General features: G+C 70.1%; 16 protein-coding genes and 3 pseudogenes. 16 read left to right on the top strand and 3 right to left on the bottom strand.

Going from position 1 to position 20,534, the window contains the following annotated elements; translation table 11 throughout:
• Positions 1 to 28: 28 nt before the first annotated feature.
• The 14 genes and pseudogenes from ACFWGJ_RS03690 (at position 29) to ACFWGJ_RS03625 (ending at position 13,271) form a co-directional block, all read left to right on the top strand.
• Positions 29 to 1,138: an NlpC/P60 family protein gene (locus ACFWGJ_RS03690; protein ID WP_387320704.1), complete on the top strand. Its 1,110-nt coding sequence runs from the start codon at positions 29 to 31 to the stop codon at positions 1,136 to 1,138.
• The gene (locus ACFWGJ_RS03685; RefSeq protein WP_387320702.1) at positions 1,135 to 1,776 is read left to right on the top strand and encodes a hypothetical protein; all 642 of its coding nucleotides are present in this window, start codon (positions 1,135 to 1,137) and stop codon (positions 1,774 to 1,776) included. Before ACFWGJ_RS03690 ends, ACFWGJ_RS03685 begins: the two co-directional genes overlap by 4 nt.
• Positions 1,752 to 4,382 carry an ATP/GTP-binding protein gene (locus ACFWGJ_RS03680; protein ID WP_387320700.1) on the top strand — a complete coding sequence of 877 codons (2,631 nt, stop codon included), beginning with the start codon at positions 1,752 to 1,754 and terminating at the stop codon, positions 4,380 to 4,382. The genes ACFWGJ_RS03685 and ACFWGJ_RS03680 overlap by 25 nt, the downstream gene beginning before the upstream one ends.
• Positions 4,373 to 5,301, top strand: a pseudogene (locus ACFWGJ_RS03675) (replication-relaxation family protein). The gene ACFWGJ_RS03680 and the pseudogene ACFWGJ_RS03675 overlap by 10 nt, the downstream one beginning before the upstream one ends.
• 247 nt (positions 5,302 to 5,548) lie before the next feature.
• Positions 5,549 to 6,142, top strand: coding sequence for a hypothetical protein (locus ACFWGJ_RS03670; protein ID WP_387320699.1), 594 nt, complete (start codon positions 5,549 to 5,551; stop codon positions 6,140 to 6,142).
• The gene (locus ACFWGJ_RS03665) at positions 6,136 to 7,035 is read left to right on the top strand and encodes an ATP/GTP-binding protein (protein ID WP_387320698.1); all 900 of its coding nucleotides are present in this window, start codon (positions 6,136 to 6,138) and stop codon (positions 7,033 to 7,035) included. Before ACFWGJ_RS03670 ends, ACFWGJ_RS03665 begins: the two co-directional genes overlap by 7 nt.
• Positions 7,036 to 7,171: 136 nt before the next feature.
• Positions 7,172 to 7,774, top strand: coding sequence for an SAF domain-containing protein (locus ACFWGJ_RS03660; protein WP_387320697.1), 603 nt, complete (start codon positions 7,172 to 7,174; stop codon positions 7,772 to 7,774).
• Positions 7,775 to 7,776: 2 nt separating this feature from the next.
• Positions 7,777 to 8,679 carry a hypothetical protein gene (locus ACFWGJ_RS03655; RefSeq protein WP_387320696.1) on the top strand — a complete coding sequence of 301 codons (903 nt, stop codon included), beginning with the start codon at positions 7,777 to 7,779 and terminating at the stop codon, positions 8,677 to 8,679.
• A gap of 232 nt (positions 8,680 to 8,911) precedes the next feature.
• Complete coding sequence (locus tag ACFWGJ_RS03650) at positions 8,912 to 10,273, top strand: CpaF family protein (RefSeq protein ID WP_387320694.1); 1,362 nt, start codon at positions 8,912 to 8,914, stop codon at positions 10,271 to 10,273.
• Positions 10,270 to 11,184 (top strand): type II secretion system F family protein, encoded by a 915-nt coding sequence (locus tag ACFWGJ_RS03645; protein ID WP_387320692.1) that lies wholly within the window; start codon positions 10,270 to 10,272, stop codon positions 11,182 to 11,184. Before ACFWGJ_RS03650 ends, ACFWGJ_RS03645 begins: the two co-directional genes overlap by 4 nt.
• Positions 11,181 to 12,080, top strand: a complete 900-nt coding sequence (locus ACFWGJ_RS03640) for a type II secretion system F family protein (RefSeq protein ID WP_387320690.1) — start codon at positions 11,181 to 11,183, stop codon at positions 12,078 to 12,080. The genes ACFWGJ_RS03645 and ACFWGJ_RS03640 overlap by 4 nt, the downstream gene beginning before the upstream one ends.
• A gap of 50 nt (positions 12,081 to 12,130) precedes the next feature.
• Complete coding sequence (locus tag ACFWGJ_RS03635; RefSeq protein WP_387320687.1) at positions 12,131 to 12,337, top strand: hypothetical protein; 207 nt, start codon at positions 12,131 to 12,133, stop codon at positions 12,335 to 12,337.
• Positions 12,338 to 12,339: 2 nt separating this feature from the next.
• The gene (locus tag ACFWGJ_RS03630; protein WP_387320686.1) at positions 12,340 to 12,756 is read left to right on the top strand and encodes a TadE/TadG family type IV pilus assembly protein; all 417 of its coding nucleotides are present in this window, start codon (positions 12,340 to 12,342) and stop codon (positions 12,754 to 12,756) included.
• Positions 12,757 to 12,809: 53 nt separating this feature from the next.
• Positions 12,810 to 13,271: a pilus assembly protein gene (locus tag ACFWGJ_RS03625; protein WP_387320685.1), complete on the top strand. Its 462-nt coding sequence runs from the start codon at positions 12,810 to 12,812 to the stop codon at positions 13,269 to 13,271.
• A gap of 196 nt (positions 13,272 to 13,467) precedes the next feature.
• Here the strand turns inward: ACFWGJ_RS03625 and ACFWGJ_RS03620 are convergent, their stop codons facing one another.
• Together ACFWGJ_RS03620 and ACFWGJ_RS03615 are read right to left on the bottom strand one after the other, a co-directional pair.
• Positions 13,468 to 14,319, bottom strand: a complete 852-nt coding sequence (locus ACFWGJ_RS03620; RefSeq protein ID WP_387320684.1) for a pentapeptide repeat-containing protein — start codon at positions 14,317 to 14,319, stop codon at positions 13,468 to 13,470.
• 279 nt (positions 14,320 to 14,598) lie between these two features.
• Positions 14,599 to 15,132 (bottom strand): annotated as a pseudogene (locus ACFWGJ_RS03615) (DUF4262 domain-containing protein).
• A 194-nt stretch (positions 15,133 to 15,326) separates the two neighbouring features.
• Between ACFWGJ_RS03615 and ACFWGJ_RS03610 the strand changes: the two are divergent.
• Positions 15,327 to 15,689, top strand: coding sequence for a hypothetical protein (locus ACFWGJ_RS03610; RefSeq protein WP_381832917.1), 363 nt, complete (start codon positions 15,327 to 15,329; stop codon positions 15,687 to 15,689).
• 5 nt (positions 15,690 to 15,694) lie between these two features.
• The gene (locus ACFWGJ_RS03605; protein WP_387320683.1) at positions 15,695 to 19,081 is read left to right on the top strand and encodes a hypothetical protein; all 3,387 of its coding nucleotides are present in this window, start codon (positions 15,695 to 15,697) and stop codon (positions 19,079 to 19,081) included.
• A 130-nt stretch (positions 19,082 to 19,211) separates the two neighbouring features.
• Here ACFWGJ_RS03605 and ACFWGJ_RS03600 read toward each other — a convergent pair.
• Positions 19,212 to 20,534, bottom strand: a pseudogene (locus tag ACFWGJ_RS03600) (hypothetical protein); the annotation flags it as partial.

Raw genomic sequence — 20,534 nt, 5'->3', positions numbered from 1 at the left:
GCACCGTATCGCGCGATACGGATGTGTGGTGCTGCTGCTGGGGTTCGCGGCCGTGTGTTGTGCTGTACCGGTCGGGAACGCGATCAGCGCCTACACGGCTCTGAAGACGGGCTCCCGGGGCGACGGGGACATCACGGCGGGCGGCAGCGCCGCAGACATTCCCGCCCGGATGCTGACCGCCTACAAGAAGGCCGTCCGGCAGGTCGGAACCTACGTGCCGAAGTGCCAGGGCATGCGCTGGCCGGTCCTGGCTGGGATCGCCAAGGTCGAGTCGAACCACGCGGTGGGGCGGGACATCGCTGCAGGCGGCGACATCCGCCCGAAGATCTACGGAGTGCTCCTCAACGGCTCCGGAGCGGGCGGCAACACCACCATCGTTCCGGACACCGACGGCGGCGTGTGGGACGGCACTTCTGGAGGTGAGCGTGCCGTTGGTGTGTTCCAGTTCCTGCCCTCCACCTGGGAAGCCGTCGGAAAGGACGCCAACGGCGACGAGGTGGCCGACCCGCACAATGCCGACGATGCCGCGCTCGGCGCCGCGGTCTACCTGTGCGGCCAGGGCCGGGACCTGACGAAGCCGGCGCAGCTGAAGGCCGCGATCTGGCAGTACAACCACTCGAGTGCGTACCTCGCCAATGTGCTGGGGTGGATCGACCAGTACACGGCCTCCGCTAAGGACCCGGACCTGAAGTACGTGTCCGGGAAGGTCCGCACCGTCATCGAGGCGGCGCTCGCCCAGCGGGGTGTCCCGTATGCGTGGGGCGGCGGCAACGCCAAGGGCAAGTCGGCCGGCATCTGCTGCTCGCCGAGCGGGAAGAGCGGCGCGCACATCGAAGGCTTCGACTGCTCGGGCCTGACCGTGTACGCGTACGCGAAAGCCGGTGTCCGCCTACCGCGCACCGCGGCTGCCCAGGCAGGAGTCGGCCAGCGGATCCCCGCCAGCCACGGCGCCGGTGCGCTCAGGCCCGGGGACCTTGTCTTCTACGCCACGGCTCCCGGCCGCGATCAGACGATCTACCACGTCGGGATTTACCTGGGCAGCGGACAGATGATCAACGCCGCCCGCCCGGGGACCGTCGTACGGGTGGACACGGTCAGTGCGATGCCGGGCTTCGCGGGGGGAGCGCGGTTGCTGTGACCACCCTGCCCCGCTCACCGCGTCTACTGCTGGTGAGCTCACTCGCGCTCGCCGCCCTGGGCGTCGCCTTGTTGGGCCTGCCGCACGGCCCACAGCCTCCACACCCCGAGCCGTCGTCGGTCGCCACCTCGGACCCGCCGTCGGCGAGTCCAGCGCCCACCGACGACAAGGCGACCGTCGGGCGTGCTCCCGCCACCACTCTCACCGGATCGGCGCCGCAGGTGCGGGGCTCCGCGCTGCCGCTGCACGGTGAGAGCGTGGTCGGCGACCGGGCCGTCCAGCGGTCACTGGAGAAGGCCTGGCCCGCCGACCTTCCCGTCCAAGACGAACGGGAATTACTCGCGCCCGGCCGCGAACTGCTGCGTGCGGATGCCACCGGCGTCGGCCGCTCGCGGTGGCCCCACGTCTTCTCCGGCCGCTCGGGTGGGGCGGTGGCCCCGGCGTTCGCCACTGCCCGCTTTCGCATCCAGGCCGCCATCGCCCGCTCCCACGGCGGCCGCGACAGGGCGGTCGTGCACCTGGTGTGGGCCGGCACGGACCGCGGCGGCACCTTCACCGACCTGCGTATCACCGACTGGTACTTCACCCGCACCATGCAGAAGGGAGCAACCACGTGGACTCCGCTACCCCAGACCTGACGGACCGGGCCGCCGAACCATTGACTGGTGAGGTAGTCGGCCTGGTCACCAGCCTGATCAAGGCCGTCGGCTGGCTCTACGGCCACTGGTACCTGCCCGCTCTCGCCGTCGCCGTGTGTTGGGGCGGGGGCGAGATGCTGGTGCGTCATCTCGCCGCCCGCGCTTCGGCTCAGCGGATGGCGCTGGAACTGCGTTCCAGCCGGCACTTCGACCCAGGTCTGGAGGAAATCTTCCGGCGTGGCGTGCAGCTCGCCTGGGCGTCCACGTCCGTGCCCTGGTCGGCGCCCCGCCGGGCGAAGACCGTACAGATCCGGCTGCGTGCCGACGGCTCTCACCCGCTGCGCTACCGCATCGAGGGCCCCGCCGGCGGTGAACGGCTGCTGTCCATCACTCCGTTCGGGCCGGACGTCACCGTCCACCGCGCCCGGCCCATCACCGACAAGCCGCGTGAGCATGTGGTGCGCGCGGAGTTCATCCTGCGCGGCAAGACCACCGCTCCGCTGCGCGACGTCCCGCTCTCCCCCGATCCGCTCCAGCCGCTCGTCGACGCCGTGGCCGACCTGCGTGCCGACCTCGGCGACCTCGCCGAGCTCCGGCTCGACATCCAGCGCGCCCCCAAGTGGGCGCTGCGGGCGCGTCGCCTGCAGCTGATGGGTGCCGCGCGCCGCACCGAGCGCCGGGAGGCTCAGCGGGCCGCGCGCTGGCTGCGCCAGGATGCGGGCGGCATCGAGGACTCCTGGAGCGGGCAGCTACAGCAGCTCCTGTGGAACAGGCCCGGCCCGGGGACCAGCCGGCGGCTGGTGATGCCTCCGGTGCCCCGCCGGGTGGAGCCTGCCGAGGCGCTGGGCAAGCTCGCCGAGAACGACCACCTGGTTCGCGTCCAGCTCCTGGTGATGTGCGCGTCCAACGTCGAAGGCCGTGCTCAGGCGCGGCTCGCCCAAGTCCAGGCTGCTCTCGACGTGTTCGGCGGCCGCTCCCGGTGGGCGATGCGCGGATGGCGGATCGGGCCGTGGCGGATCGGCGCGGACCGCTGGCCCACCCGGCGCGGTTTCATACGCCGCTGGGATCGGGGGCACTGCCAGCCGCCCCGCGCGAACTGGGTCAGGCTGGAAGAGATCACCGGTCTGCTCAAGCCCCCGACCGTGCACTGCCGTCTGCCCATGTTCGCCAGGGACCTGCCGACCTTCGCCTTCGGCGATCCCGCGCTGCTGCTGCAGGGCACCTACCGTGGCCCGGACGGCAGACCGCGGCTGGTCGCCACCTATGCCGAGGAGACCCTGTTCGAGGTCGCCGTGGGCAAGGCGGGCGGCGGCAAGACCGAACGCGCCCTCGCGCAGGCGATCGGTTGGGCACACGCCGACGGCGGACTGGTCTTCGTCGACCCGCACCGCGACTCCTGGCCCCGGGCCGCCCCGTTCCTGGCCCACGAGCCCCTGATGGAGCGGATCGCACTGTTCGACCTCAACGCCCTCGGCCCACACCCGCAGATGGGTGCGTGGAATCCGCTCGGCATGCACCAAAAGCAGGTGGCGCATGAGGTTGTCGAAGCCGTCGCCGACGCCTACGCCTCGGTGCTGGCCTGGGACGACGCGACGGCGCCGCGCGCGCTCACCATCCTGACCGCCGCGCTGACCGTCCTGGTCGCCGTCAACGAGGCGGCCTGCCGGGCCGGCCGGCCCGAGGACCAGGCCACGCTCTTCCACGTCCGGGCGCTGCTCACCGATACCGCCTTCCGCCGGACCGCACTCGCCGTGGTGGCAGAGCGGCTGGATGCGGAAACCCGCTCCTGGTGGCAGGCGGTGTTCCCCACCCTGCCGCCCGACGCGTTCGCCGTGGTCCTCAACCCGATCGCCCGCCTCGCCGCCAACCCCGTCACCCGCGCCTTCCTCGGCCAGCCCGCCGGCGCCTACAACATCCGCACAGCGATGGACACCCAGAAGATCGTGTGGGTGTGCCCCGGCGGCAACGGACCCACCCACCGGCTCCTGACCGCCCTCCTCGCCCGCGACCTGCTGCGCGCCGCACGCTCCCGGCGCGACACACCCCAGGAGCGGCGGGTGCCGTTCCGCCCGTACTTCGACGAACTGATCACCCTGACCGGCGCGGCACCGGAAACCATCGCCGCCATGTTCGAGGACTTCCGCAAGTACCGGTGCCACGTCCACGGCATGACCCAGCTGCTGGCCCGCCTGCCCACACCGGTCCGGCTGTCCCTGGTCCAGAACGCGTCCACGCTGGCCACCACCGCCGGCTCGATGTCCGCGATCGCGCCCGTCACCGCCGAGTGGGGCGATGAACCCAGCCCACACCGGATCGCCACCATGGAGCGCTTCGAGCACTACGTGTCCATGACCGTCCACGGACACCGCATCGGCCCCGTCCAGCTCCGCGGACCCCACCTCAACGACGTCTTCGCCGACCACGCCCGCCCGCAGGACATCCCCGCACTGGAGCGGGCCGCCCGCGCACACGCCGGGACCCTCCCCCTCAATGAGCTCACCGCCAGCGCCGCAGCCCAGCTCGATCGCGTCACCACCCTCCTCACCGACCTCACCCCCGCCAGAACCACAGCCGTCCACCTGTCGAAGGGAAACGGATGGACCTGACCACCACACAACCCGACCGTACGTCGCCCGGCTTCGCGCCCAGCCCCGTGGAGCCGCTCCCGCATCGGCTCCTGGCCACACTCGCCCAACACCGCATGGCCACCACCCGCCAGCTCCTCGAACTGCTGCGGCCCTGCTGCTCCCGCCAGGTGGTGTCGAAGCCGCTGAACCGGCTGCTGCGAGACCACCTGGTCGACTTCCTGGTCCTCCCCCGCTCCAACCACACCCGCGTCTGGTACCTCACTGCGAGGGGTGCCCGGCTCACCAGAGCCTGGCCGGCGCTGCGCGGCCGCCCGCCATACCCGATCACCTCGGCCACGGCCGCCTCACTGAGGGCCCCGCACTCTCTCACTGTCCTGCGCACCCACCTGGGGTTCGTCGCCGATGCCCGCCGCTGCGGCGACGAGCACGACCGCCTCAACTGGCCCCCTGAGGTGGTGCACCCGATCGACGACAACGAGAAGACCGTCGCTGACGCCCTCATGCACTACACGCTCGTCGACGGCCATCAGCGGCAACAACTGTGGGCATTCGTGGAAGTCGACCGGGCCACCATGAGCAGCGAACGCCTGACAGCCAAGCTGATCGAATACGCGAGGTTGTGGGCGTATGAGCCACAGCCGGCTGGCTGCGCTGGTATCCGGTGTTTCCCCGGATCCTTTTCGTACTGACCGACACGGGACGACAGGTGATCACCAACCGGATCAGCGACCTCCAGGCCGCGGTCGCCCACCATCCGCTCGTATCCGACCTGGCCCATGAGGTGCCGCTGGGGGCGGCCTCTCTGGACGACCTCGAAGAGCACGGCCCCACCTCCGACGTGTGGGTGCCGCTTGTCGGCGGCGAGCCGTGCCCGTGGACGCGGCTGGAACACCAAACGGCTCGCCGAACGGCCGCATTCGGAGACGCGTTTGCCTGAGGAGGTTGTTCACGCAAGGGGCACAAAAGCAGGTTAGAAGATAAATCGACTTTGGCTGCCGAAAAAGAGTAGATACATCCCGATTTGTACGGGTGAACGAGCTGGCCGTGCTGGGCTGTTGAGAAGCGGATGCGTAGCGTTGCGACTACGCACACGCGTATCCGCAGCTGGATCAGCCCGCACGTCTGGGGTGCAGAACGGCATCTGGGGCAGCGGTCTGCCGCACCGCGTCGTACGGGGAGGCATCGTGAAACGACGCGCAACCCACTCCGCTATCCAATACCGACAGACCGCCGCGTCCCTCACGCTGTGCGCTGCACTTGCCCTGGCCGCGTGCAGCTCGTCCGACGGGAAGGACGAGGCCAGCGGCGAGTCGTCATCCGTCACACAGTCGCCGACAGCGTCCGCCAGCGCCGATCCGAAGGAGACCGCGAAGAGGGAAGCGATCGCAGCGTACGCGGCCTACTGGCAGGAGATGGAAAAGCTCTACGCCGACCGAACGGGCAAGAGCGGGCGCCTTGATGAGTACGCCGCTTCCGCTGCCTTGAAGAACGCCGAGACAGACGCCAAGCGCGCCCATGACCGCGGCCGCATCTACACCGGCAGCGTCGTCGTCACCGACCAGACGGTGACCGAGGTCAACGCCACAGGCAAGATCCCCAACGCGATCGTCTCCAGTTGCCTGGACATCTCCAACTGGCAGACCGTCGATGCCAAAACAAAGAGGCCTGTGTCTCTCGCGGCCGACCGGCTGACGAAGTACCGGATCGAAAGCACCGTGGAGAAGTACCCAGAGGGGTGGCGCGTCACCCGCGATGAGCCGCAGGGGACGACATGCTGACCCGCCGCATCGCCGTCACCGCAGCAATCGTCGTAGCCACGGTGTTCGCCGCACCCGTCAGCAGCTCTGCGGAGGACGACCCCAAGGGCGGCGGTGGCATCGAGTGCGGCCTGTACAACTGTCAGGTCGAGGTCGAGGTGCCCGGGCAGGCCGGCGGCCAGGAAGGCGGCAGCAGCGGATCACCCGGCGGCGATGCCGGCGGCTCTTACGAGAATCCTGACGGCACTCTCGACAAGGTGTGCACCTACACCCTGGCTGACCCGCAGCCACCCGCCGGCAGCCTGGACTGGGAAGGCCACCAGCCTGGTGACGGAGCCGTGTACGAGAAGTCCTGCTCGGTGGCCCCCGACGGCGAAGAGGATCTGTGGGTAGCTGAGATGGTGTGGCTGGCTGAGCCGCCCGGGCAGGAGGCCGTCGCCCCGGCTGTCTTGGCGCAGCGGGCCGTCGACTCCATGACGCTGCTGGGCCCCGACATCAACATCAATCCCAGGCCCGGCGGTACGGGCTTGGTCGGCATGCCGGTGTGGATGGCCGTGGACAAGGCGCCGACGACCTGGGGGCCGAACACGGCAAGCGCTGCGGCCGGCGGGGTCACCGTGACCGCGACGGCGAAGGTGGCGAAGGTCATGTGGGCGATGGGTGACGGCTCCTCGGTCACCTGCACAGGTCCTGGCACGGTCTACCGGAAGTCGTATGGCCTGAAGGCTTCGCCGGACTGCGGTCACGTCTACACCCGGCCGTCGGCCGACACATCCGGTGGCACGTACACGGTCACCGCGACGTCGACCTGGGTCATCAACTGGCAGGGCGGCGGTGCGAGCGGCCAACTGACCGAGATCCGCACCTCCTCGGTGGCGGTGGCCATCATCGAGTCGCAAGCCGTCAATTCGTAAACGCCGCACACGATGGAAGGGCTGCAGTCCGATGGACAGCACTCAGACCTCCTTTGCGCCGCGTCATGAAGCACAGCGGCCGACTGATCTGCCGGTCAGCACCGGCACGAAGAAACGATCAGGCCGTACATGGTCGGTGCCCGTTCTGCTGGTGCTGGTGACGCTGATCGGTGCGCTCGGTGGGGCGGTCGTCGTGGCGCGGGCCGGAAACCGGGTCGATGTCCTCGCCGTCGCGCGGGACGTCCCGGTCGGCCAGCAGGTCACCGCACAGGACGTGAAGGTCGTGTCGTTCGCCGACGATCCCGGCCTGTCCCCCATCCCCGCCGCCCAGCGCGCCTCGGTCGTAGGCCAGCGCGCAGCAGCTGACCTGCACCCCGGCGAGCTGCTCACGCGCTCGCAGCTGCGTACGCGTGGCGGGCTGGGAGACACCGATCAGGTGGTCGGCGTCGAGCTCAAGCGGGGCTTCGTGCCGCGCGGCGAGCTGCGGCCGGGCGACAAGGTAGCCGCCGTTGTCCTTCCCGCCCAGGGAGCGGACTCGGGATCTACGGGATCTGGGGTCACGGGGAGCGAAGTACCGGACACGATCGACGCGACGGTGAAGTCGGTCGGCACCCCGGACTCGACCGGTGCCCTGGTCGTCAACCTGGTGGTGGCGCCCGCGGACGGTCCCCTGCTGGCGACGAAGGCTGCGGCCAAGCAGATCGCGCTCGTACGGCAGCCCCGGCAGAGCGGGAGCTGACCGTGGCTCTGATCGCTTTGGTGTCCGCGAAGTCGGACGGCGCTACCACCTCCGCGGCGGCCCTGGCCCTGGCCAGCCGCAGACCGGTGCTGCTCGCCGAGCTCGACATGGCCGGCGGCACGTTGCGCCACGGCCTATTGCGCGACGTGCCCCGCGGGGAACATCGCGAACGCCTGGACGGGAGCATAGGCTTGCACCGCCTGCCGCAGGCCGACTGGGAACGCGTCAGCGCCGAGCAGGACTTCACGCCGCAGGTCGCGCAGCACCTGTGGCCGCTGGACGACAGCGACTACCGGACGGCGCTGCCGGGACTGACCGATCCGCGGCAGGCCGCCTCCTTGGCGTCGACCTGGCCGACCCTACTCAACGTGCTGCAGCTGACGGACCAGCAACTGGGCTGGGACGTCCTGGTCGACGGCGGGAGGATCGTGCTCAACGGCGGCCACCTGCACCCGGTCCTGACCCCCGCGCCCGTGCTGTGGGAGGCGGACCTGGTGCTGCTGGTGGTCCGCACCACCGAGGCATCCCAGGCGCTCGCCCACCCGATGGTGCGCGCGCTGCAGGACGACCTCGCCGCGCAGGGAACCGGTGCCCGGGCCCTGGGGCTGCTCGTGCTTGGCGAGGGCTACCGGCCCGACGACGTCGCCCGGGGCCTGGAAGCGCCGGTACTGGCGGCTCTGCCGTGGGATGCGGCGGCCGCCGCGTGGCTGCGGACCGGCGGGCGGATGCCGCGCGGGGTATCCCGTTCGAGACTGATGCGCGCCGCCCGGGACGCCATGGAGCCGCTGCGGGAATACGCCGACCGGCGGCGGCTGCACCTGCAGATGCGGCAGGTGCAGGCGGCCAACCCGGCGGTGCAGCGGATCGTCCAGCAGCTCGGACAGCGGGCGGTGCGTCATGGCTGAGCGGCACTACCCGGATGAGGTCAACGGACGGCACGTGGCCACCCGGTTGGGAGGTCTGCTGGCCGACCATGCCGCGACCTGCCCGCCCGCACACCCCGAACCTCAGAATCCCGCCCCGGGGGCTGCACCGTTGGTACCGGCATCGTCCGGACCTTCGATGCCGGTACACGCCTCGCCGGAGGCCGGGCCTGCCGATACTGCCGCGGCGGCTGCGCTGCCTGGGGCGCTTCCGGTGCCCTGGGGTGAGATAGCGAAACTGCGGCAGCAGGTCGCCGAGGACGCCGACCAGGTCAAGAGGGACCGGCGCCAGGCCGGCGCCCCGCTAGGCGCCAAGGATCTGGAGGAGGCAGTGCGCGCACGGGTGCGCAGCCGGGTCGCGCAGTGGGCGCAGGCGTGGTCGCTGACGCACCCGCCGCTGTCGGGCGAGGAGTTGGATCGGGTCCGCATCGAGGTCTTCAATCTGATCTTCCTGGCGGGTGCGCTGCAGCGGGTCCTTGACCGGCCGGGCGTGGAGGACATTCTGGTCGACGGGGCATGGATGTACGTCGACTCGCAGGGCAGGCCGCGGGAACGGGTCCGCTCGCCGTTCTCCGGCAAGACGCAGGCCGTGGAGTGGGTCAACCAGATGGCCGCGACGTCCGGGCACGGTGAGCGGCTGCTGTCGTACGCCACCGGCAAGGTGGAGTTCGACCTGCCGGACGGCTCCCGTGTGGCAGCCACCCTGCTGACCGACGACGTGACGATCGCGATCCGCCGCCACGTGGCGGAAGCGGCGACCCTCGCTGATCTGGAGGCGTGGGGCGCCCTCGACACGCTCGTCGCCTCGTTCCTGTCGGCGGCGGTGAAGGCTGGCCTGTCCATCATCATCGCGGGCGACATGGCGACGGGTAAGACCACGTTGATGCGGGCCCTGGGCCGCGAAGTCCCCGCGCACGAACGGCTGGCGACGCTGGAGAGCGAGCCGGAGCTGCGGCTGAACCACGACGCCCCCGACCGGCACGCACACGTGCTGGCCTTCCGCACCCGGGAGGGCAACGGCGAGAAGGACGCCACCGGACAGGTCACGCTCGCCGACCTGGTGCCCGTGTCCCTGCGCTACAAGGCGACCCGGGTCATGGTCGGCGAGGTCCGCGGCCAGGAGGCCGTGGCCATGCTGGAGGCGATGATCGCGGGCGGGGCGGGCTCGATGTGCACGCTGCACGCCAAGGACCCCGAGGCCGTCATCGACCGGCTGATGGTGCCGCTGGCCCGGGCCGGGCTCAGCGACCAGGCCTCCTACCGGCTCATCTCCGCTGCCGTCGACCTGATTGTGTACGTCGACGCGATCGACGAGACCGACCGGGGCGACCAGGTGCACCGGTTCGTCTCGCACGTGTGGGAGACAGCTGGCCGCGGCGAAGGCGGTGGTGTGGCGTTGTCGCAGCTCTTCGGGCCGCGCGAGGACGAGGGCGAGATGCGCGCGATGCCTGCCCGGACGCCGATGAACGAGCGCCGGATGCGCAAGCTGGAACGCAAGGGCTTCCACCGGCGCTGGCTCGTCGACTACCCGAACGGACAGTGGCGGCCAATGCGCCGAGCGGGAGGTGCCGCGTGACCTCGTATCTGTCTGCGCTCGGCATGCTCGCCGGTGCGGTGGTCGCCCTGGGCCTGACCGGGGTCGTCGCCGCACTGCGCGGCTGGCGGCCCGAGGTGCGCGGTGTGCGGCGCGGCCTGATACGGGGCCGGCTGGTCCGGGTGGTGGAGGAGCTGCCGCCCGGCTGGCGGGACAACTACCGGCTGCTGCTGACCGGGGCCGCGGGAGCGGGCGCGCTGATGTGGTCGCTCACCGGGTGGCCGGTGCACGGGCTGCTCGCGTTCGCGGCGGTGGCCGGGCTGCCGTTCGTGCTGTACCCGGGCGGTTCCGGCCGTAGGGAGGTGGCCCGGCTGGAGGCGATCGCGGAGTGGCTGCAGCAGCTCGCCAGTGTGCGGGCCGGCGGCAAACCGCTGGAGGCCACGATCGTGGACCTGGACACGGCCCCGGCGCTGCTGGAGCGGCCGGTCCGCCAGCTGGCCGACCGGCTGAGCTCCGGCGTGCCGGCACGGCGGGCCTACCGGCGACTGGCCGATGACCTCAACAGCCGGATCGGCGACGACATCGCCCAGTTGTTCATGGACCACGTCACCAGCCGCGGCCCGGGCCTGGCACGCGCACTGTCCGCCCAGGCCGCCCTGGTGGCCCGGCAGGGCACGGATCTGCGGGACATCAACGCCGAGCGCGCCAAGGCCCGTTCCGAGGCCCGACGGGTGTCCCTGTTCGCGATCGCCGTAGTTACGGTGATTCTCGTCAACGGCTCCTACTCACAGCCGTTCGCGACCGCGCTGGGCCAGCTCGGGCTGCTGGTGCTGGGGGTGCTGTTCGTCGCGTCACTGCTGTGGCTGCGCCGGATGGCCATGCTGGAGGACGAGCCGCGCACCCTGCTCACCGCCGAGGAACGGGCGAAGGAGAAAGAGGGTGAGGCGGCATGAGTGTGTCCGTCCCCGGCATGCTGCTGGGCGCCGTAACCGCGCTCGGTGGCACGCTCGCGGTGCGCAGCCTGCTGCCCCAGCGGACCCCGCTTGATCAGGTCCTGGACCGTACGCACGCCCCAGCCCCACGTGCCGCATCCACGGGGAGGGTGACGAAGGGGTCTGCGGGGTGGGCGGAGCGGGTCGGTGCCCGGCTGATGGAGACTGATGCGTTCCTGGCCCGGCTGCCCGCCCGGGACTTGAGTCTGCTGGAGATGGCGCCTGCTTCGCTGTTGGGCCGCTGCGCCCTGTATGGGCTGGGTGGGTTTCTCATCCCGCAGTGGATCCTGTTTCTGCTGCGGGTGGGCGGGCTGGCGTTGCCGTTCGTCATTCCCGCGGCCGCTGGGGTGGGCGTCGCCTTGTTCATGGTGTTCAAGTGCCTGGACGACGTCCGTGACAAGGCCACCGACGCACGCCTTGAGTACCGCTACTACATCGCCTCCGTTCTGGAGCGCGTCGCCCTGGCTCGCAGCTCCGACGCCGGCGCGGCCGAGGCCCTCGCCCGGGCCGTGGAGTCGGGGGACGGACGCGCCGCGGTCCGTATCCGGGACACCGTCGAGCACGCCCGCTTGGCCGGCCTCAGCCCCTGGGATGCGCTCGGCCGGCTCGGTACCGAACTCGGCGTGCCCGACATGTCCCGCCTGTCCGCCTCACTCAGTCTCGCCGGGGAGGAACAGGCAGCCGTCTACGACCAGTTGGAGGCCCAGGCCGAGGTCGTGCGGCGGGGTCTGCTCGCGGACCGCAAGGAGAGGGCGAACGTGGCCACGGAGAAGATGCATATGCCGTCGCTAGCGATCGTCTTCCTGATGGCCGTCTTCCTTCTGGCTCCGGCCCTCGTCCGCATCCTGTCGTTCTGACTCGCCCGGCGGTGCCGTCGCGGCCGGGCCGTGAATCTCTGGAGGAGACCATGCACACCGTCCGTACCCGCCTATCCCGTCTGCTGGACGCGCTGCGTCGGCACGGCGCTTTGGCCCGGGCCCAGGTGCAGGACCGTGGCGCCTCAGCCACCGAGTGGGGCCTGATCCTCGCCGCCGGGGGCACGATGGTCGGCGTCGTGTACGCCGCGGCCAACACCACGGTCGGCGAGAAAGCCGCACAAATACTGGGCTTTTGACCATGCCGACGACACGCACACGCCCCTGGCTGCATCTGGCCGGCCGACGGTGCTGGAGGGGAGACCGCGGCGCTACGGCCCTGGACATGTCGATGGTCATTCCGCTCGCGTTTCTGCTGCTGTTCACCCTGATCCAGGGCGGCCTCTGGTTCCACGGCCGGTCGGTGGCGCAGCACGCCGCTCAGCAGGCCGTGGACGCGCAGCGGGCCTACAACGCCGCGCCGGGCGCGGGCAAGGCGGCCGCCGACGCATTCCTGGCCCGGATGGGCGGCTCCCTGAACGGCGCGTCCGTACAGGTCAGCGACGACGGCGAGTCCGTCAGCGTCTTCGTGGAAGGCAGCGTGATCAATCTGGTGCCGGGATGGAGCGGACACGTCCACCAGAGCGTGCAGGCCCCCGTCGAAAAGTTCCGGCCATGACCTGCCGAGGGCGGTGGCCCAGCCGGGGAGACCGTGACCGCGGCAGCGCCGCGTTGACCACGGCCATCTTCGTGCCCGTGGCGCTGATGCTGATCGGCTTGACGATCGCCTGCGGGCGGGTGGCTCTGGCCGAGGGCGCCGCCGACGCGGCCGCCCGGGATGCCGCGCGCACCGCATCACTGGCCGGCGACCCGGCGTTAGGCGAGGCGGCCGCCCGCCGGGCGGCGCAGAGCAGTCTGGCCATCTCCGGCATCCGCTGTGCCGCCATCCGCGTCGAGTTGGACACCAGCGGACTCGCCGCGCCGGTCGGGCAGGCCGCCCGGGTGACGGCCACCGTGTCATGCACCGCACCGCTGAGCGAACTGGCGCTGCCCGGCGTCGCCGGGTCGAAAACGCTCACCAGCACGAGGACGTCCGTCGTTGACACCTGGGCAACGAGAGCTCTTGGGTTCGCCAACTCCGAGGTGGCCTTGTTGCGGAACTCAGGCGCCGAGGGATGTGAGGATGGTGGCTGACCACATGGGTTCGCTAACTCCATCCTCCCCGCTTTGGACACAGTCCAGCATCGGTGGCGACGGTGACGGCACACCGTGGCTGCCACGCCAGTTCGTTCCGTGTGGGAAGCTGCGGTGTTCTGTCGGCCTGGAACCACCGGTACAAACCGACTGGCAGGAGTCAGGGGAGCACTTCCGCCCAGCTCAGTTGCGCAAACTATGTGCGGCGGTGGGTGTCGGGCCAGGTCGTCGTGCCGTCGGCGCGGACATCGGTGAGGTCGGCACCATCCAAGTAGGCATCCGACAGGTTGGCTCCCCGCAGATCAGCACCGTGCAAGATTGCCTGCCGCAGGTCAGCGTGTTCCAGATGCGCGTCGCGCAGGTCAGCGTGCGCCAACCGGGCGCCTCGAAGGTGGGCGTGCCGGAGATCAACGTTCACCAATTGGCCGTCCTCCAAGTTGCTATTGGGCATGTAGGCACGGGACAGATTCGAATGGCGCAAGTTGGCGCCCTTCAACTGTGCCTTGGAGAGCTGTGCGCGGCGCAAATCTGCTCGCGACAGGTACAACGTGTACTCCTGAGAATGCCCAGGACGGCGGGCCAGCACGTGCATGGCGGTCTGTACGTCTGGGGCCCGGGTGGTCAGCCAAGGCACTTGGCGGTCCACGGTGGGCGTGGGGTGTTCTGGTCCGTCAGGGGCTCCGACCGGCCACCGAGCGTGTTCACGGACGAATGCGCACAAGGCATCGGTGACCGTCGGCCGGTCGTCAGGGGAGTTCTTGGCGACCCGTTCAAGGGCGTAGATGCCCCCGAGCCGAACATCGAGCGTCTCGCTGCCAAGGTGATCGATCGCGCGGGTGAAGCGTTCCGTTATCTGCCCCTCGCGGGCGAGCCGGAGTTGCTGCCAGCCGACGGCTGCGCCCGCAACTACGACCAACCCGCCTATGGCCTGCAGCAATTGGCCGCGGAAGTCATTCTGTACCTGGGACTGGGCTTGTTGCAGTTCGACGCGCTTCTCTGCGCTTGCCACATGACCCAGCTCGCGCGACGTGAGGGGTGGATAGATCATTCGGGGCAGCCAGACGACGGCAGCCAGAGCGATCAGTATGGCAACTCCACCCAATGTGCCAAGCGCCCTTGGATGCGACCGCATTGGTGCCACGTTCCCCCCTACCGACGAGTCTGGACGCGTACCTTTGCCCAACTACAAGGGCCGTCAGTCTCCGTGCTCTGGAAGCCGCCAGGAATGTGGGCGGTATCTGAAAGGACGGGAGCAGGTGCCAGCGCAGATGCTCAACCCGCACACGTCATACAGGCAGCGGGTGTCGTTTCCAGTGGTGGAGGTTTCTCACAGATCCTGGGTCCAGACCCCGACTGGGTGTTCGTCTGGGCGCAGCGACAGGTGGGGCTGGCGGTCGAGGAAGTCGTCTCCACCGGGCTGCCAGGGGAAGGATCCGTCGCGGTTGGGCCAGACGACTTGGAGGAACGGGAACGGGGGCTTGCGGTAGTAGCCGATCGCGGTGCCGAAGAACGCCTTGTAGCAGCGGTAGTCGACGCTTTTGAGGACGACCGGGACGTTCGCGATGTCATGCCACTCCTGGTCGGCTTCCAGCAACTACCCCTCACTGGCCCGCTTCGCAAGATCGTTGAGGAGTGTCTGCATCTGCGAGATGTCCAGGCCGAACAGTGCCAGCTCGGGTATCCGGTGCTGGTGCCACAGGCCGATGGTGTAGGCCCAGCCCGGTCCCTGGTCGTCGGCGGGAATCATCATGACCTGCCAGCCGTGCTGATGGATGGTGTCGACGGTCGACTGGGTACGGGGATCCAGTTCGTTGACGTCCTGGCAGACGACGCAGTGGCAGGCGGTGTGACCGGTGGGCATAGCCGTGAGGCTATGGGGGCTGGTTGGCCGCAGGGTCGGCGGGAGGGGCTGGGGCGCGCCGACGGAGTGGCGATGGCTGCCGAACTGAGGACTTTTCTGACACGGGGTGGCACATGACCAGATGGGGTCGGCACCCTGGCCTGCACGGCAGTTGCCCGGATCGGGGCGGGCTGGAGGTGTTTTACGCGGGCACCGTGCTGATCGCGTTCCTGATCATCGGTCTGGTCATCGATGGCGGGCTGGCCCTGGACCGCATGTCCGAGGCTGATTACCTCGCGCAGGAGGCCGCCCGGGCCGGCGCCCAGCAGATCGATCCGGGCCAGGCCATCACCGGGGAAGCCCTCATGGTCGACCCGGACGCCGCACAGGCAGCCGCCGGCGCCTTCCTCAGGAACGAAGGCGTCGACGGTGACGTCGCGGTCGCCGAGGACAGGCAGAGCCTGACGGTGACCGTGCACGCCAACTACCAGCCCTACTTCGCATCCCTGCTCGGCGTCGGCGAGCTGTCGCTGACAGGGACCGGCTCTGCCACCTTGCTCCACCAGCCCGGAGGCTGACCCGCATGCCCCACTCCCCCACCCCCCTACACCACCGCGGCCACGGTGTCGTGCGCGGGCTGGTCGCGCTCGCCGCGCTGGCCGCTCTGTTCGGCGGCGTGCCCGTGCTGCTGCTGGCCGCCGGCACGCTGCCCGCAGCGGTGCCGACGCTGGACGCGGCACGCGAGATGCTGCTGCGCCCGGACGAGGATGGATCCGGGCTGCTGGCCACGATGACCGTGGCGGCGTGGGTCGCATGGCTGTGGCTGGTGGTCCCCGTCCTGATCGAGGTCGTCGCCGTCCTGGCCCGGCGGACCACACCGCGGCTTCCGGGCATGGCGGCCGGTCAGCGGCTGGCCGGCCTCCTGCTGGGCAGCATCGTGCTGGCCACCCCCGCCGCAGCAGCCAGTGCCGCCACCCAGGCGGTCACTGCCACAGCACCCCACGCGCCGCCGGCCGACCAGGCGACAAAGAGCGCGCAGAGTACCCACGCCCCGAGCACGGCATCGGAGGAGACGGCACTGGCTAGGAAGGTCCAGGAGTTCACCGTAGGCGCGGAGGACATCACCTGGTGGGAACTGGCCGAGCAGCTCCTGGGAGACGGCACCCGCTCCATCGAACTGCAACGCCTCAACCCCGAGGTGCCCACGACCGCCACAGTGGTGCCGCAGGGTACAACCCTGCGCGTGCCCGAGAACGCCGTGGTGCTCAGCGAAGCGCCGGACTCCGGCCTCGATACTCAGCTCGTCTCCAACGCGCGGGACGCGGCGCCAGACAAGGAAGGGAGTGTCGTCACCGTGGAGCCCGGCGATTCCCTCTCCCAGATCGCGGCCGAGGAACTCCATGACGGCAATAAGTGGCCGCAGTTGTTCGAGGCCAGCCGGGGCAGTCCGCAGCCCGATGGGTTGCCGAGGATCACGGATCCGGACTTGATCTATCCAGGGCAGCAGGTCACCGTTCCCGGGGCGGCACCTGAGCGACCCGATCGTCCTCGACCGGGCACGGACGACGGCTCCGCCGGTGAGGATTCCGTTCCCCCGCGCGAGGACGCCGCAGAGCGGGCTCCGGGCGGTGGCCCGTCGGCGGCACCGAGCCGGTCCGCCACTTCGGGAGCGAAACCTCCCGCGCCGAGCGGGTCGAGCGGTCCGACCGAGCGGCCCAGCCGGGGCCAGGGCGCCGCTGCCGGACCGTCAGCCAGCAGCGGTGCGTCGACCGCGCCCTCCTCGGGCGAGTCGGCCGGATCGGCGACGCCCACGACGTCGGAGTCCGAGCCGCCCTCGTCGTCGCCCGACGGCCAGGAGCCGCGACTACGGCTGGTGCTGGGCGCCGGTGCGCTGCTGGCCGCCGCGGTGACCGGGGCCCTTGCCACGCGCCGCATGCTGCAACGCCGACGCCGCAAGCCCGGCGAGACGATCGCCATCGCGTCGGAGACCGCGCCGGCCGAAGCGCAACTGGCGGCGGCCGCCGAGTCTGCCGGGCCGTCCCGTCTGGATGCGGCCCTGCGGACGCTGGCCCATCACGTGAAGGACGGCACCACTGTGCCCGCACTGCGGGCCGTACGGATTGGGACACGATCGCTGAAGGTGCTGCCCGACGATCTCACCGTGGAAGCGCCGAATCCGTTCACCGCCGGACGCGAGGGCTGGTGGGTGCTGCCACAAGACGCCGAGCTCCTGGACGACGGGGCCGCGCGCGGAGTGGCGCCGCCGTATGCGGGGCTGGTGACCCTCGGCAGCACCGACGACGGTGGCCTCCTTCTGGTGAACCTGCCCCAATTGCGCACGCTGCTGCTCGACGGAGACCCGCTCCACATCACCGAGGTGTGCACCGCCCTCGCCCTCGAACTCGGGATGAGCCCATGGGCGAGCGAGGTCGAGATCGTGACCATCGGGTTCGGCGAGGACCTGCCGCAGCTGCTGCCCACCGCACGGATCGCCCACATGCGCCACCCCGAGCACGCGCTGCGGGACCTGAGCGAACGGCTGCTGGAAGCCCGCCAGCTGCCGCAGACCCGCCATCAGCCGTATCTGCTGCTGTGCGCGTCGGCTCTGGATGCGGACACGGCCTGGGCGTTCGCCGACGTCATCGACAAGGCAGGAACGCTTCCCGTCGCGCTGGTGGCTCCAGCGTCCTCGACGGCCGCGCACTTCCCCGACGCGGAGGTCCTGGACGCCTCACTCAGTGCGCCGCAGACCCTCGGCTACGCCGACACCAGGATCACGGTGCAGCGCCTGGAACACGCCGCCTACCGGCAGATCATCACCGCGTTGCAGGTGTCCGGACAGCCGCCGCACGCGGCCGAGGGCCCTTGGAAGGGGGTCCCCAAGGAGACCGTCAGAGGGCGCGAGCCCGCCGAGCCGACTGCGCAGGCGCCCAGCCCACCTGCAGCCGCCGACGCCACCCGCTCCTCATCAGAGGCGGACGCGAGCGGTGAGGTCTTCCCAGCCCTGCTCGCCGCAACTACGGACCCGTCCGGACTTCGCCTGCCCACCGCCAGGACGGCGCATCCGACCGCCGCTGGGAGCGGCCCGGGCAGCGAGGTGGGGCCCCCGTCGCTCGCGAAGGCGCCCGGCGTTGAAAAGGCCGGGGCTGGCGACGCACAGGAGGAGTCCGTCAAGGGCAGTCCGGCGATAGCGGGTGGCGAGGGCGAGGCGCATGACCCGCACGCTCCGGAGATCCAGGTGCTGGGCCCGGTCAAGGTGACGGGCGTGGACAGCACCGGCCACGGCCCCCGAATGGCACAGCTCGCCGCCTTGCTCTACTTCCGGCCCGGACGCAGCGCAGACGTCCTGTGCTCCAACATGGACCCCGCCAGCCCGTGGACGTCCAGCACCCTCAACGCCCGGCTGCAGGGACTGCGCCGCTCCCTGGGCAACGACCCCGCCGGCCATCCCTACGTGCCACGCCGCCGTTCCGGCGAGTCCCCCTACCGGCTCTCCCCCGGTGTGCGCTGCGACTGGACACACTTCCTGCACGTCGTCGAGCACACCCTGCCCCTGGGGGCGGACGGGCTGCCGGATCTGGAGAGGGCGCTTGCCATGGTTCGGGGCCGGCCGTTCGGCGGCAGGCCACTGCCCTGGGCCGAGCCCCACCAACAGGAGATGACCACCCGCATCATCGACGTGGCGCACACCGTGGCCACTCACCGCACCGCACCGGGCCCGCACCAGGACCTCGACGCGGCTCGGCGAGCCGTCGCGACCGGGCTCGACATCGACGACACCGCGGAGTTGCTCTACCGAGACGCCATGCGGATCGAGGCCGCGGCAGGAAACCGTTCGGGCCTGCACACCGTCATCTCCCGCGTCCAACAGATCAACCGGATGCTGGACTGCTCCCTGGAGATCGAGACCGAGCAACTCATCAACGAGCTCCTCAGCCGCTCGGGCACGACGGTCCGCGCTGGGTCCTAGCCGGCTGCAGTGCCGGTGCGGGCAAGTCTGCGCAAGAGTCCTCAGACCTGCGCATTGTGGCTCTGAGCAGGTGTTTCTTCTGGGTGCGCAAACAAGGTGAGCGCCTGTGCGCACGGCGAGACTGCGGTGTCTAGAGCTGAGTTCGAGCGTGGTGGTGGGTGAGGGCCTGCCAGCGCCGCTCGAAGTCATTGGCCTCTTCAGCGATGTAAACGGAGGTGAGGGGCCGCTTGTACTGGGCAGTGATCCCCCGATCCGCGCACATCTGCGCAACGTCCGAATGCGCAGGGTTCTCGGTGTGCTCTCGCTGTTCGGCCCACACGTTGTAGACGCGCCAGCGCACGAAGTGCCGGCGCAGGTTCGCCGTGCTGATGGGCTTGTTCCCGCGGCCGAGCAGTCCCTGCTGTGCGCAGTAGACCGACAGTTGCTCGTCGCTGGGCTCGCTCCCCTGCTCGTCCTGGTACTTCATCCACGCGAGGTAGTACCGATCCGAAGCAGTAAGCGCCCAGGCCTCGGTCGAAGCGTGTGAGGGTTCGCCGGCAGGAGCATCCGCCTGAGGGTCGCGCAGTTCCTTGGCCGCCTGGGCCGGAAGGTTGACGAGTGCCTGTTGCGGTTCGGGTTCCTTTGCGTCCCGCTCGTCGACCTCCTGCTCGGCCGGATCGACTGCGGGGATCTGAGTGTGGGGCTCTGAACGGCCGAACTCGCGCTGCTGGAAGTCCGCGACGAAAGCCTTGAGGTCCTCGCCCGCGATGGGTTGGCCATCGGCGCCTGTGATGCCGTCCCGTTCGTACACGTACGACGCGAGGTTGGCCGCGTCAGGGTAGATACCGAATTCCTGCTCGTAGCTGTGCCAGGCGCTCAGAAAGTAGTCGGACCAGGACTGGTCCGACGCCTGTTCCTCGGCACTGGCCTGCTCGTCGGGTACGTCGTAGCGGTGCTGGAGGACAAGGAGCAGTGGTTGCAGCTGCTCCTCGGAGAGCGGTTCGCCGGCTCCGTTGGAGATGCCGTGCTGGTCTCGGAGCCATAGGGCCCACTGGGTTGTAGTGGGCTCCGCCTGGAACCGTGCGACGAACTCCTGGTACGCCTCAGTGAACCGCTCCTCCGTTGCGCTGGATGGCGGCCCCTGCGGCCCCCCTGGCCGTTCCGACAGTGCTGTGGACGCCTTCACCGGTTGCGCTGCTGCAGCTTCTGGCTCCGCTATCTCTTGCCCCTGATCCGTCACGGCCGCAGGCGCCTCGATACGCTCAAGCTCCGTCTGCTGCTGCGGCGTTGGGGGGAGTAGTGCGGGTTCGATGCCCGCCGCCGCGAGGCCGGAGGGCGCGGTCTCGGCGAGGGGGACGCCGTAGCGGGCGAGCCGCAGGGGCATCAGGGACTCCACCGGGGCCTTGCGGCGCCAGGAGCGGCCGAAGCGGGAGCGCAGCCGCGCCTGGTAGACGAGTCGTTCCTGCTCCAGCTT

The organism is Streptomyces sp. NPDC060205 (genome assembly GCF_042728395.1).
Classification (GTDB): Bacteria; Actinomycetota; Actinomycetes; order Streptomycetales; family Streptomycetaceae; genus Streptomyces.
This window is presented reverse-complemented; position numbering and strand designations above follow the sequence as displayed.